Below are 13,139 nucleotides of genomic sequence, written 5' to 3'. Positions count from 1 at the left end.
GGGGACTTCTGGGGCCGACCGCGCACGGCCGACCCCACAGCGGTGCCGAGGGCGGGACTTGAACCCGCACGCCCTTGCGAGCAAAGCATTTTGAGTGCTCCGTGTCTGCCATTCCACCACCCCGGCGGGCGTGCGCACCCATCCTAACGGCGCTGGTGGGACTGCGTGTGCAGCCCCTGGCCCGTCACTGGGCAGACGTGCCCGCGAGGTCGCCGTATGCCGGCGCGACCCTGTTCTTGGCGTCACCGATGCGGTGCACCCGCAGGGCGTTCGTCGAGCCGGGGATGCCGGGCGGGGAGCCGGCGACGATGACGACGAGGTCGCCCTCCTGCGCCCTGCCGCAGGCCAGCAGCTCCTCATCGACCTGGAGGGCGAACTGGTCGGTGTGGCGGGCCGGGGCGGTCATGAAGGTCTCGACTCCCCAGGTGAGAGCCAGCTGGGAACGGGTCCACTGGTGCGGGGTGAAGGCGAGCATCGGGATGCGGGGACGGACCCGGGCGAGCCGGCGTGGTGAGTCACCGCTGACGGTGAAGGTGATGAGGTACTTGCAGCCCAGGAGCTCGCCGATCTCGGCGGCTGCGGCCGTCACCGCACCGCCCTTGGTGCGCGGCTTGGTGTCGAGCGGCCGGATGCGGCCGAGGCCGTGCTCCTCGGTGTTCTCGATGATGCGGGCCATCGTCGTGACGGCCTCGATGGGGTGGGCACCGACGCTCGTCTCGCCGGAGAGCATGAGCGCGTCCGCGCCGTCGAGGACGGCGTTGGCGGCGTCGGACGCCTCGGCGCGGGTGGGCCGGCTGTTGGTGATCATCGACTCGAGCACCTGGGTGGCGACGATCACCGGCTTGGCGTTGCGCCGGCCCAGCTCGCAGGCGCGCTTCTGGACCAGCGGCACGGTCTCGAGCGGCATCTCGACCCCGAGGTCACCGCGAGCCACCATGAGACCGTCGAAGACCCGCATGATCTCGTCGAGGTTGTCGACGGCCTGGGGCTTCTCGATCTTGGCGATGACGGGGATCCGCACGCCCTTCTCGTCCATGATCCGGTGCACCGGCTCGATGTCGGCCGCGCTGCGCACGAACGACAGGGCGATCATGTCGACCCTGGTGTCCAGGGCCCAGCGCAGGTCCTCCTCGTCCTTCTCGGACAGGGCTGGGACGCTCATCGCCGCGCCGGGGACGTTGATGCCCTTGTTGTTGCTCAGCACCCCTCCCTCGACGACCTCGCAGACGATGTCGGTCTCACCCGACTCGACCACGCGCAGGGCGAGCTTGCCGTCGTCGATGAGGATCATGTCGCCGGCCGTGACGTCACCCGGCAGGCCGGCGTAGGTCGTGCCGACCTCGTCCTTGGTGCCCTCGACGTCACGGTTGGTGATGGTGAACCGGGCGCCGTTCTCGAGCATGACCGAGCCGCCCTTGAAGCGGCCCGTGCGGATCTTGGGACCCTGGAGGTCGGCGAGGATGCCCACCGCGTGGCCGAGCTCGTCACTGGCCCGGCGCACGTCCAGGTAGACCTTGGCGTGGTCCTCGAGGTCACCGTGCGAGAGGTTGAACCTCGCCACATCCATCCCGGCACGCACGAGCTCGCGAAGCCGTTCGGGGGTGGAGGTGGCGGGGCCGAGGGTGCAGACGATCTTGGCGCGACGCATGCCGGCAATCGTATCGATGCAAACGGTTACGCGGTGACGCGGGTCACACCGTGAGAGGGCGGTCGGTCGGGTTGACCGGTCGGGGCAGGCGGGAGGGCTTGCCCGAGAGCCAGGCGTCGACGTGGTGGGCCGCGGCGCGACCCTCCGCGATGGCCCACACGATGAGTGACTGGCCACGACCGGCGTCGCCGGCGACGAAGACGCCGGGGACCGACGACATGTAGTCGGCGCCACGGCGGACGTTGGACCGCTCGTCGAGCTCGACGCCCAGCTGGGCCACGAGGGTCTCGGTCTGAGGGCCGAGGAAGCCCATGGCCAGCAGCACCAGCTGGGCGGGGATGACCTTCTCGGTCGCCTCGACCGGCTCGAAGCCGTTCTCGACACGACGGACCTCGTGGACCCGCAGGCCGCTCACCCGGCCCTCGGCGTCGGTGACGACCTCCTGGGTGCTCACGGCATACAGGCGGTCGCCGCCCTCCTCGTGGGCGGAGGCGACCCGGAAGGTCATCGGGTAGGTCGGCCAGGGCTGGCCCGGGGCACGCTCCTCCCCCGGCTGGGGCAGAATCTCGAGGCTCGTGACGGACCTGGCGCCCTGTCGGTGCGAGGTGCCGATGCAGTCCGCCCCGGTGTCGCCACCGCCGATGACGATGACGTCCTTGCCCTGGGCCGTGACCTGCCCGTCGACGGTCTCGCCGAGCGCAGCCCGGTTGGCGGGCGGGAGGAAGTCCATGGCCTGGAGCACGCCCGAGGCGTCGCGCCGCCCGGGTACGTCGAGGTCACGGGCCACCGTGGCGCCCATGGCGATGACCACGGCGTCGTAGCGGGCGCGCAGCTGCTCCCAGGTGACGTCCGCGCCGACGTCGACCGAGCTGCGGAAGCGCGTGCCCTCGGCCTGCATCTGCTGGAGGCGACGGTCCACGACCGACTTCTCCATCTTGAACTCGGGGATGCCGTAGCGCAGCAGGCCACCGGGGCGGTCCGCACGCTCGTAGACCGCGACCGTGTGGCCGGCGCGGGTCAGCTGCTGCGCCGCAGCGAGGCCAGCCGGTCCGGAGCCCACGACGGCGACCGTCTTGCCGGAGAGGCGCTCCGGCGGGCGGGGCGTGACACCACCGTCGGCGAAGGCCTTCTCGATGGTGGTCACCTCGACCTGCTTGATCGTCACGGCGGGCTGGTTGATGCCCAGGACGCACGCCGTCTCACAGGGAGCCGGGCACAGGCGGCCGGTGAACTCCGGGAAGTTGTTGGTCGCGTGCAGGCGCTCGATCGCGGACTTCCAGTCGCCCTTCCAGGCGAGGTCGTTCCACTCGGGGATGAGGTTGCCCAGCGGGCAGCCGCTGTGGCAGAACGGGATGCCGCAGTCCATGCACCGGCCGGCCTGGCGCTGCAGCTGTCCGAGCTCCTGCTCCTCGTAGACCTCGCGCCAGTCCTTGATGCGGACCGGCACGGGGCGGCGGGCAGGGAGCTCACGCTCGCGGGTCTTGAGAAAGCCTTGGGGGTCAGCCACGGGAAGCCTCCATGATCCGGTCCCAGACCTCTGCGCCCTCGAGGTCGAGGCCCTCGGCCTCGGCGGTGGCGCGGACGTCGAGGACTCGCTGGTAGTCGCGGGGAAGGACGAGGGAGAAGCGCCCACGGGCGGACTCCCAGCTCTCGAGCAGGCGGGAGGCGACAGCCGATCCCGTGTGGGCCAGGTGGCGCTGAAGCAGGTCGCGCACGACGTCGTTGTCGCTGTCGCGCAGTGGCGACACGTCAACCAGCTCCCCGTTGACCCTCGAGGCGTCGAGGTCGAGGACGTAGGCCACGCCACCGGACATGCCGGCGGCGACGTTGCGCCCGGTCGACCCGAGGATGAGGACGGTGCCGCCGGTCATGTACTCGAGGCCGTGGTCACCCACACCCTCGACGACGGCGGTGATGCCCGAGTTGCGCACGCAGAAGCGTTCGCCGACCCGGCCCCTGAGGAAGATCTCGCCCGAGGTCGCGCCGTAGCCGATGACGTTGCCGGCGATGACGTTGTCCTCGGCGGCGAGCGGTGCATCAGGTGCGGGCGCCACGATGATGCGTCCGCCCGACAGGCCCTTGCCGACGTAGTCGTTGGCGTCGCCGACGAGCCGCAGGGTCACTCCCCTGGGCACGAAGGCGCCGAAGCTCTGGCCGGCCGACCCACGCAGGGTGAGGTCGATCGTGTCGTCGGGCAGCCCGGCGGCGTGCGCCCGGGTCACCTCGTGCCCGAGCATCGTGCCGACGGTCCGGTTGACGTTGCGGATGGCCACCGTCCCGGTCACGGGGATGCCGTCGTCGATGGCCTCTCGGGCGATGGCGATGAGCTGGTGGTCCAGGGCCTTCTCGAGTCCGTGGTCCTGGCTGACCGTGTGGCGGCGGGCGGACCCGTCCGGGCTGTCGACCTCGGTGAGGATCGGCGAGAGGTCGAGCCCCGACGCCTTCCAGTGGCTGATCGCCTTGGTCGTGTCGAGGGCGCCGATCTGGCCGATCGCCTCCTCGATGCTGCGGTAGCCCAGCGACGCGAGGTGTTCGCGGACCTCCTCGGCGATGTACTCGAAGAACGTCTCGACGAACTCCGGCTTGCCGGAGTAGCGCGCACGCAGCTCGGGGTTCTGGGTCGCGATGCCGACGGGGCAGGTGTCGAGGTGGCAGACGCGCATGAGGATGCAGCCGCTCACCACGAGCGGCGCCGTGGCGAAGCCGAACTCCTCGGCTCCGAGCAGCGCCGCGACGACGACGTCCCGGCCGGTCTTGATCTGGCCGTCGACCTGCACGACGATGCGGTCGCGCAGTCCGTTGAGGACGAGCGTCTGCTGGGTCTCGGCGAGCCCAAGCTCCCATGGCCCGCCGGCGTGCTTGAGCGAGGTGAGCGGCGAGGCGCCGGTCCCACCGTCGTGACCCGAGATGAGGACGACGTCGGCGTGCGCCTTGGACACGCCCGCCGCCACGGTCCCGACACCGACCTCGGACACCAGCTTGACGTGGATCCGGGCCTGGGGGTTGGCGTTCTTGAGGTCGTGGATCAGCTGGGCGAGGTCCTCGATCGAGTAGATGTCGTGGTGCGGTGGCGGGCTGATGAGGCCGACGCCGGGGGTGCTGTGGCGCGTGCGCGCCACCCACGGGTAGACCTTGGGGCCGGGCAGCTGGCCGCCCTCACCGGGCTTGGCGCCCTGGGCCATCTTGATCTGGATGTCGTCGGCGTGGGTGAGGTAGGCCGAGGTCACCCCGAACCGGCCCGAGGCCACCTGCTTGATCGCCGAGCGTCGCTCGGGGTCGAGCAGGCGGTCCACGTCCTCGCCGCCCTCGCCCGTGTTGGATCGGCCACCCAGGCGGTTCATCGCGACCGCCATGGTCTCGTGGGCCTCCTGGCTGATCGAGCCATAGCTCATCGCACCGGTGCTGAAGCGCTTGACGATCTCGCTCACGGGCTCGACCTCGTCGAGCGGGATCGGCTCGCGCCGGGCGGGGCCGCCGAGCTCGAAGAGCCCACGCAGGGTCATGAGGCGTTCGGCCTGGTTGTCGATGCGCGCGGTGTACTGCTTGAAGATGTCGTAACGGCGCTCACGCGTCGCGTGCTGCAGCCGGAAGACCGTGTCGGGGTCGAAGAGGTGGGGCTCACCCTCGCGCCGCCACTGGTACTCGCCACCGATCTTGAGCTTGCGGTGGGACAGGATCACGCCGTCGGTGGGGTAGGCCGAGTCGTGGCGGGCCGCCGTCTCGGCGGCGAGGACGTCGAGCCCGATGCCGCCGAGCTGGGAGACCGTGCCCGTGAAGTACTCGTCGACGAGCTCCTGCGAGAGCCCGAGCGCCTCGAAGACCTGGGCGCCGCGGTAGGAGGCCACCGTTGAGATGCCCATCTTGGACATCACCTTGAGAATGCCCTTGCCCAGGGCCTTGATGAGGTTCTTGACGGCCTGCTCCGCGGTGACGCCGGTGATGGCCCCGGTGCGGACCATGTCCTCGACCGTCTCCATGGCGAGGTAGGGGTTGATCGCCGCGGCGCCGTAGCCGACGAGCAGGGCGACGTGGTGCACCTCCCGCACGTCACCGGCCTCGACGAGGAGGCCCACCATGTTGCGGGTCTTCTCTCGGATGAGGTGGTGGTGCACCGCGGACGTGAGCAGCAGCGACGGGATCGGTGCGTGGTCACGGTCGGAGTCCCGGTCGGACAGGACCACGAACCGCGCGCCTGCGGCGATCGCCTCGCTGACCTCGGTGCAGATGTCGCGCAGGCGGCTGCGCAGCGCCTCCTCGCCGTCCGCGACGAGGTAGGTGCCGCGCACCACGTGCGTGGCGTAGCCGGGCAGGTCGCCGTCGGCGTTGATGTGCACGATCTTGGCGAGCTCGTCGTTGTCGATGACCGGGAAGGGCAGGACGACCTGGCGGGCGTGCACCGGGGTCGCCTCGAGCATGTTGCCCTCGGGCCCGATGCTCGTGCCGAGCGAGGTGACCAGCTCCTCGCGAATCGCGTCGAGCGGCGGGTTCGTCACCTGCGCGAAGAGCTGGGTGAAGTAGTCGAAGAGCAGGCGCGGCTTGTCGGACAGCACGGCCACCGGCGTGTCGGTGCCCATCGACCCGAGCGCCTCTCCCCCGGTGCGGGCCATCGGCGCGAGCAGGATCTTGAGCTCCTCCTCGGTGTAGCCGAAGGTGCGCTGCCGGCGCGCCACCGACGATGAGGTGTGGATGATGTGCTCCCGCTCCGGCAGGTCCTTGAGGCTGAGCAGGCCGGCGTGCAGCCACTCCTCGTAGGGGTTCTCGGCGGCGAGCTGCGTCTTGACCTCGTCGTCGCTGACGATGCGACCGGCAGCGGTGTCGATGAGGAACATGCGGCCCGGCTGCAGCCGACCGCGCTTGACGACCTTCTCGGAGGGGATGTCGAGCACGCCCGCCTCGGAGGCGAGGACGACGAGCCCGTCCTCGGTGACCCAGTAGCGGCCTGGACGCAGGCCGTTGCGGTCCAGGACCGCACCGATGAGGGTGCCGTCGGTGAAGGCGACGCAGGCCGGTCCGTCCCACGGCTCCATGAAGGTGGAGTGGAACTCGTAGAACGCGCGGCGGGCCGGGTCCATCTCCGCGTGGTTCTCCCACGCCTCGGGGATCATCATGAGGACCGCGTGCGGCAGCGACCGGCCACCGAGGTGGATGAGCTCGAGGACCTCGTCGAAGCTCGCCGAGTCGGACGCGTCGGGGGTGCAGACCGGGAAGAGCCGCTCGAGGTCGCCGCCGAAGACGTCGGAGACCAGCTGGCTCTCGCGGGCGCGCATCCAGTTGCGGTTGCCCTTGACGGTGTTGATCTCACCGTTGTGCGCCATGAGCCGGTAGGGGTGGGCCAGCGGCCAGCTCGGGAAGGTGTTGGTCGAGAAGCGCGAGTGCACGAGGGCGAGCTCGCTCGCGAACCGCTCGTCCGACAGGTCGGGGAAGAACGGCTCGAGCTGTCCGGTCGTGAGCATGCCCTTGTAGACGATGGTGCGAGCCGACAGCGACGGGAAGTAGACCTCGGCCTGCCGCTCCGCACGCTTGCGCAGGCAGAACGCGAGCCGGTCGAGCTCGATCCCCGAGACGGAGCGGTCGGTCGCGGAGACGAAGAGCTGGCGGAAGAACGGCATACAGGCTCGCGCAGCGTCACCGACGAGGTCGGGGGCCACGGGGACGTCGCGCCAGGCGAGGATCTCCAGACCCTCCTCGGAGGCGATCTGCGCGATCCGCTCCTGTGCCGCGGCGCGCTCGGACTCGTCCTGGGGCAGGTAGGCCATGCCCGCCGCATACGAGCCCGCGACGGGCAGCTGCACGTCGAGCACGCCCCGGAAGAACGCGTCGGGGAGCTGCGTCAGGATGCCCGCGCCGTCACCGACGAGCGGGTCCGCGCCGGTGGCGCCCCGGTGGTCGAGGTTGCGCAGTGCCGTGAGGGCGTGGTCGACGATGTCGTGCCCCGGCGTGCCGCGCATGGTCGCGACCATGGCCACGCCACAGGCATCGTGCTCGTGGTCGCGCCGGTAGAGACCGGTGTCGGCCGGATGGGCGGAGAAGCGCGTCAGGGACACGTCGGGTCACCGTCCTCAGGGGTCGGGGCCGGACACGTGGTGGCACGTCAGTCCGGGCGCGGAATGGTCATCGGACGCGGACAGCGCTGGCCACGTGTGGACGGATGTTATCCCACGGGTGTCTTGCAATGCGAGCGCACGAATCTCACATCGTGGACGACGATGTGGACGCGCCCGAGTCGGTCGGCGCGGCGGGGTCGTCGGCGGGGGCCACGTCCGTCGGCGTCGCCCGGGCGCGGTGTCCGGTGTAGAGCACGATCGCCACCCCGATGAGGAACACCACGATGCTGGTCCACACGTTGAGGCGCTGCCCGAGGATGAGCTCTGCCTCGTCGGTGCGCATCTTCTCGATGAGGATCCGCCCGATCGGGTAGCCCGCGACGTAGAGGCCGAACAGCTGCCCCCGTGCCAGTGACCTCTGCCGCTCGATGAGGAGCAGCACGACCGCCAGGAGCATGACGAACAGCGACTCGTAGAGGAAGGTCGGGTGATAGATCCCCTGCACGATCGCGTCACCGTTGGCATCGGTCACGGCGCGCCCCGCAGACGCGTCCCACGTGTGGATCTCCAGCCCCCACGGCAGGTCGGTCGGTCCGCCGTAGAGCTCGTTGTTGAACCAGTTCCCCCATCGGCCGATGCCCTGCGCCACCGCGATGCCGGGGGCCGCGGCATCGGCGAAGTCGAGATATCTCACACCGGCCCGCCGGCACCCGACCCACGCACCGAGCGCGCCGAGCGCGACAGCACCCCAGATCCCGAGCCCGCCCTCCCAGATCTTCAGGGCGTTGAGCGGGTGCCCGTCCTTGCCCCAGTAGGGCTCCGGGGTGGTGATGACGTGGTAGAGCCGCCCGCCGATGATCCCGGAGACGACGGCGTATGCCGCGACGTCCAGGACCTGCCCCGGCTCACCTCCACGGTCGCGCAGCCGGCGGTCGGCGATCCAGACGGCGACGACGATCCCGAGCAGGATGCACAGGGCGTACCCACGGATGGGCAGGGGCCCCAGGTGGAGCACCCCCGCGGTGGGGCTCGGGATCGTCGCCGGGAACATCACTTGGTGGCTGCCTCGACGGCTGCCTTGAGCGCCTCCGCGGTCGAGACCTGGTTGAAGTCGACCTTCGTGCCACCGAGCATGACGGTCGGCGTCCCGGTGATCCCGGCCTTGTTGGACGCGTCCTCGGTGGACTCGACGTACTTGGCGTACTTGCGGTCGTCGACACAGGTCTGCCACGAGTCGAGGGCCGTGCCGGTGATGCCGGCCTTCTCGGCAAAACCCTTGGTCTGGGCCGCAGTCCAGCCCTGACCCTCCTGCGCCGGCATGTTCGCGTAGACCGTGTCGTGGAAGGGCTGGAACGCGCCCGCGTCAGCGGCACACATGGAGGCGTTGCCCATGCTCAGCGAGTGGTCGACGCCGAAGTTTGCGTCGATGATCGTCTTGAGGTGGTAGACGAGCTTGATCTTGCCCTGCTTGGCCAGCTCGTCGACGGTCGGACCCATGATGCGTTCGAACTGGGCGCAGGCCGGGCACTGGAAGTCCTCGTAGATGTCCAGGGTCGGGGCCCCGTCGACGAGCGTGACGTCCTTGTTGGCGACGAAGCCGGAACCCATCCCGGCCGCCGCGGCCGGCACGGCGGTGCTCGTGCCGACGCGGTCCTGCTTCTTCTGGGAGGCGATGACCACCCCCGCGACGACGGCGATGATCGCGACGACGGCCACGACCGCGCCGACGATGATCTTGTTCGTCGCGCCGCCGGTGTCCTTGCGAACGGCCTGGATCTTGGCCTGGCGCGCAGTGTGCGGGCCAGTCGTCTTCTTCGCCATGCTGGTCGAGCTCCTTGTCGTGCGGATGGGTCGAGCGTCAGTCGGCGGTGCCGAAGAGCAGCCGCTCGAGGGAGAGCAGGGATCGGGGACGCCACGAGAGCCAGAGCCCGCAGGCGAGCATCCCCAGGTCCTCGAGGATGCGCGGGAGGTAGGAGGTCTCGTCGGCCGCGACCGTGCCGCCACCACCGAAGCAGCCGCAGTCGATGGTCAGCCCGCGTGCCCAGGCCTGGGCGATCCCGACGATGAAGGCCACGAGCATGACGGAGGTGAGCACCGCCGACACCCGGGTGAAGAGGCCCAGGACGAGGAGCAACCCGAGGATGACCTCGATGATCGGCAGGGCGTACCCGACGTAGGCCGCGAGGTCGTGCGGGAGCAGCTGGTAGGCCTGGGTCGCCTTGGCAAGGGCTTCGGGCGTGGTGATCTTGAGCCCGCCGGCGACGAGGAACACCGCGCCGAGGACGAGACGGGCGACCAGCCCGAGGCCGTCCGCGACTCGAGTGCTCACCTCGCGCCTTCCCTCACTCCTCTGGCCAGTTCGGTCGTGAGCTCCCGCAACGCGTCGAGACGCGCTCCGAGCTCCCCCTCGCCGCTGAGCGTGCGCACGAACGCCGTGCCGACGATGACGCCATCGGCGTACTGGGCGAGCTCGGCCGCCTGGTCGCCGTTGCTGACCCCCAGGCCCACGCACACCGGCAGGTCCGTGAGCGCCTTGGTGCGGTCGACCAGGTCGCGGGCAGCGGAGCCCACGCTCGTGCGCTCCCCCGTGACGCCCATCGTCGAGGCGGCGTAGACGAAGCCGCGGCAGGAGTCCGTGACCCGGGACAGCCGTTCGGGGGTCGAGCTGGGTGCGACGAGGAAGACGCGGTCGAGCCCCTCGCGCTCGCTGGCAGCGATCCACTCGTCGGCCTCGTCGGGGATGAGGTCGGGCGTGATGAGCCCGGCCCCGCCGGCAGCGGCCAGCTCCGCGGCGTAGCGGTCGACGCCGCGACGCAGGATGAGGTTCCAGTAGCTCATGACCAGGGCCGGCGCACCGGCGTCGCGGACCGCCCGGGTCGCCCGGAAGCCGTCGACGACGTGCGCGCCACCCTGGAGCGCCACCTCGACGGCGTTCTGGATGACCGGACCGTCCATGAGGGGGTCGGAGTAGGGCAGTCCGACCTCGACGATGTCGACGCCGCACTCGACCATCGCGACCATGGCGCGGATCGAGCCCTCGACGTCGGGGAAGCCGACCGGCAGGTAGCCGATGAGGGCGGCGCGACCCTCGGCCCCGCACCGGGCGAGGACGTCCGCGACACCGAGGTCGGTGCTCACAGCTGGGTCCGTCCGTCGCCGGTGGCGCCCGGGTCGTCGGACTCCCCCGACGGCACGGTCCCGGCGTCGTCGCCCACGAGGTTGAACCACTCGGCGGCGGTGTGCATGTCCTTGTCGCCGCGGCCGGACAGGTTCACCAGGATGGTGCCGTCGGGACCGAGCTCACGGCCCAGGACGAGCGCACCGGCCAAGGCGTGCGCCGACTCGATGGCCGGGATGATGCCCTCCGTGCGGCAGAGCAGCGCGAAGGCCTCCATGGCCTGCTCGTCGGTGGCATGGACGTACTCGGCCCGCCCGGTGTCGCGCAGGTGGGCGTGCTCGGGGCCCACGCTCGGGTAGTCGAGCCCGGCCGAGACCGAGTGCGAGTCGACCGTCTGCCCGTCCTCGTCCTGCATGAGATAGCTCATGGCCCCGTGCAGCACGCCGGGGACGGCTGTGGCGAACCGTGCGGCGTGACGTCCGTCGAGGCCCTCACCACCGGCCTCGACGCCGATCAGTCGCACACCCTCGTCCTCGAGGAAGCGGTGGAAGATGCCCATCGCGTTGGACCCGCCACCGACGCAGGCCACGACGGCGTCGGGCAGTCGCCCGGTGAGCCCCAAGACCTGCTCGCGCGCCTCGACCCCGATGATGCGGTGGAAGTCGCGCACCATCTCGGGGAACGGGTGCGGTCCGGTGACCGTGCCGATGAGATAGTGCGTCTGCTCGACGTTGGCGACCCAGTCGCGCAGCGCCTCGTTGATCGCGTCCTTCAGCGTGGCGCTGCCGTGCTCGACGGCCACGACCTCGGCTCCGAGCATGCGCATGCGCGCCACGTTGAGGGCCTGGCGCTCGGTGTCGACCTTGCCCATGTAGACGCGGCACTCGAGGCCCATGAGCGCGGCGGCCGTCGCGGTGGCGACTCCGTGCTGACCGGCGCCCGTCTCGGCGATGACGCGCGTCTTGCCCATGCGCTTGGTGAGCAGTGCCTGCGCGATGACGTTGTTGATCTTGTGCGAGCCGGTGTGGTTGAGGTCCTCGCGCTTGAGGATGATGCGGGCCCCTCCCGCATGCGCGGCGAACCGCGGGACCTCGGTGATGATGCTCGGCCGGCCGGTGTAGGTGCGGTGCAGCTCGGCGAGCTCGGCCTGGAAGGTGGGGTCCTCCATGGCCGACAGGCGAGCCTCGTCGAGCTGCTCGAGCGCCGGGATGAGCGCCTCGGGGACGTAGCGTCCACCGAACTCGCCGAAACGTCCGGACGTCATGCCCGGCCCACCGTGGAGGTGGAGCCGGCGGCGATGAGCTCGCGCACCGTCGCCGTGCGATCGGCTCCGCGCACGAGGGTCTCGCCGACGAGGAGGGCATCGGCTCCCTGGGCGGCATACATGGCTGCGTCCTCCGCGCCGCGGATGCCGGACTCGGCCACCGTGACCACACCCGGGGGGATGAGGGGTACCAGGCGCGAGAACGTGTCGGGGTGGATCTCCAGGGTCTTGAGGTTGCGGGCGTTCACACCGATGACCCGGGCGCCGGCGTCGACGGCGCGCTGTGTCTCGCCCTCGTCGTGCACCTCGACGAGTGCGGTCATGCCCAGCTCGTGCGCCAGGGCGTGCATGCGGTGCAGCTCGGCGTCGGTGAGTGAGGCGACGATGAGCAGGATGATGTCGGCGCCATGGGCTCGCGCCTCCCACAGTTGGTAGTCGGTGACCATGAAGTCCTTGCGCAGCACCGGGACCGACACGGCCGCCCGCACGGCATCGAGGTCGTCGAGGCTGCCGCCGAAGCGACGCTGCTCGGTGAGGACGCTGATCGCGGTGGCACCCGCCTCGGCATAGGTCCGGGCCAGGGATGCCGGGTCGGGGATGTCGGCGAGGGCGCCCTTGCTGGGGCTGGCTCGCTTGACCTCCGCGATGAGCGAGAGACCGTCGCGGCGCAGCCGCTCCTCGGCGTCGATGGCGCTCGGAAGCTCGCTGACGCGACGCTCGAGGTCGGGCAGGGTGACCTGCTCGGCGCGCGTCGCGAGGTCCTCGCGCACACCGGCGACGATGGCGTCGAGCACCGTGGTCATGTCAGCCGGCTCAGGAGATGTTGGTGTCGCTGCGCGAGATGGCACCGTTGACGCCGTGACCGGCGAGGGCCAGCACCTTGCCGGCGATGAGGCCGATGACCATCACGACCGCACCCCCGATGATGACCGCCAGGCTGGGAATGACGAAGCCCACAGCCATGATCGCGGCCCCCAGCAGCACGATGCCCACCATGACCCACGCCGCCAGGCTGTTGCCGTGGTGGTCGTCGTCGTGCTCAGCCATGAGTGCCTCCCGGAAAAG

At 70.4% G+C, this 13,139-nt stretch carries 10 protein-coding genes and 1 tRNA gene; all 11 read right to left on the bottom strand.

From position 1 onward, the window contains the following. Window positions 1-43 precede the first annotated feature (43 nt). Window positions 44-126 (bottom strand) — tRNA-Leu (locus ASG74_RS12060). 58 nt (window positions 127-184) lie between these two features. Continuing rightward, the gene (gene pyk / locus ASG74_RS12055; protein WP_056143737.1) at window positions 185-1,648 is read right to left on the bottom strand and encodes a pyruvate kinase; all 1,464 of its coding nucleotides are present in this window, start codon (window positions 1,646-1,648) and stop codon (window positions 185-187) included. 43 nt (window positions 1,649-1,691) lie between these two features. Then, on the bottom strand, window positions 1,692-3,155 hold the full coding sequence (locus tag ASG74_RS12050; RefSeq protein WP_056143734.1) for a glutamate synthase subunit beta: 1,464 nt from the start codon (window positions 3,153-3,155) through the stop codon (window positions 1,692-1,694). After that, a complete protein-coding gene (gene gltB, locus ASG74_RS12045) occupies window positions 3,148-7,692 on the bottom strand; it encodes a glutamate synthase large subunit (protein ID WP_056143732.1) in 4,545 nt (1,514 codons plus the stop codon). Before gltB ends, ASG74_RS12050 begins: the two co-directional genes overlap by 8 nt. Before the next feature lie 145 nt (window positions 7,693-7,837). Continuing rightward, window positions 7,838-8,743 carry a prolipoprotein diacylglyceryl transferase gene (lgt, locus tag ASG74_RS12040; RefSeq protein WP_082569716.1) on the bottom strand — a complete coding sequence of 302 codons (906 nt, stop codon included), beginning with the start codon at window positions 8,741-8,743 and terminating at the stop codon, window positions 7,838-7,840. After that, the gene (locus ASG74_RS12035) at window positions 8,743-9,513 is read right to left on the bottom strand and encodes a DsbA family protein (protein ID WP_056143729.1); all 771 of its coding nucleotides are present in this window, start codon (window positions 9,511-9,513) and stop codon (window positions 8,743-8,745) included. Before ASG74_RS12035 ends, lgt begins: the two co-directional genes overlap by 1 nt. 37 nt (window positions 9,514-9,550) lie before the next feature. Beyond that, a complete protein-coding gene (locus ASG74_RS12030) occupies window positions 9,551-10,021 on the bottom strand; it encodes a MauE/DoxX family redox-associated membrane protein (protein WP_056143726.1) in 471 nt (156 codons plus the stop codon). Next, window positions 10,018-10,830 carry a tryptophan synthase subunit alpha gene (trpA, locus tag ASG74_RS12025; RefSeq protein ID WP_056143722.1) on the bottom strand — a complete coding sequence of 271 codons (813 nt, stop codon included), beginning with the start codon at window positions 10,828-10,830 and terminating at the stop codon, window positions 10,018-10,020. Before trpA ends, ASG74_RS12030 begins: the two co-directional genes overlap by 4 nt. Further along, window positions 10,827-12,074 (bottom strand): tryptophan synthase subunit beta, encoded by a 1,248-nt coding sequence (trpB, locus tag ASG74_RS12020; protein WP_056143719.1) that lies wholly within the window; start codon window positions 12,072-12,074, stop codon window positions 10,827-10,829. Before trpB ends, trpA begins: the two co-directional genes overlap by 4 nt. After that, window positions 12,071-12,877: an indole-3-glycerol phosphate synthase TrpC gene (gene trpC, locus ASG74_RS12015; protein ID WP_056143717.1), complete on the bottom strand. Its 807-nt coding sequence runs from the start codon at window positions 12,875-12,877 to the stop codon at window positions 12,071-12,073. The genes trpB and trpC overlap by 4 nt, the downstream gene beginning before the upstream one ends. A 10-nt stretch (window positions 12,878-12,887) precedes the next feature. Beyond that, complete coding sequence (locus ASG74_RS12010; protein ID WP_056143714.1) at window positions 12,888-13,121, bottom strand: HGxxPAAW family protein; 234 nt, start codon at window positions 13,119-13,121, stop codon at window positions 12,888-12,890. Between the last annotated feature and the right edge of the window lie 18 nt (window positions 13,122-13,139).

Source organism: Knoellia sp. Soil729 (assembly GCF_001427985.1).
Taxonomy (GTDB): domain Bacteria; phylum Actinomycetota; class Actinomycetes; order Actinomycetales; family Dermatophilaceae; genus Knoellia.
This window is presented reverse-complemented; position numbering and strand designations above follow the sequence as displayed.

Bases quoted from the DNA above. Each gene is read 5' to 3' on its own strand.
- pyk (WP_056143737.1), bottom strand. From the start codon at position 1,648: ATGCGTCGCGCCAAGATCGTCTGCACCCTCGGCCCCGCCACCTCCACC.
- lgt (WP_082569716.1), bottom strand. From the start codon at position 8,743: ATGTTCCCGGCGACGATCCCGAGCCCCACCGCGGGGGTGCTCCACCTG.
- ASG74_RS12035 (WP_056143729.1), bottom strand. From the start codon at position 9,513: ATGGCGAAGAAGACGACTGGCCCGCACACTGCGCGCCAGGCCAAGATC.
- trpB (WP_056143719.1), bottom strand. From the start codon at position 12,074: ATGACGTCCGGACGTTTCGGCGAGTTCGGTGGACGCTACGTCCCCGAG.
- trpC (WP_056143717.1), bottom strand. From the start codon at position 12,877: ATGACCACGGTGCTCGACGCCATCGTCGCCGGTGTGCGCGAGGACCTC.
- ASG74_RS12010 (WP_056143714.1), bottom strand. From the start codon at position 13,121: ATGGCTGAGCACGACGACGACCACCACGGCAACAGCCTGGCGGCGTGG.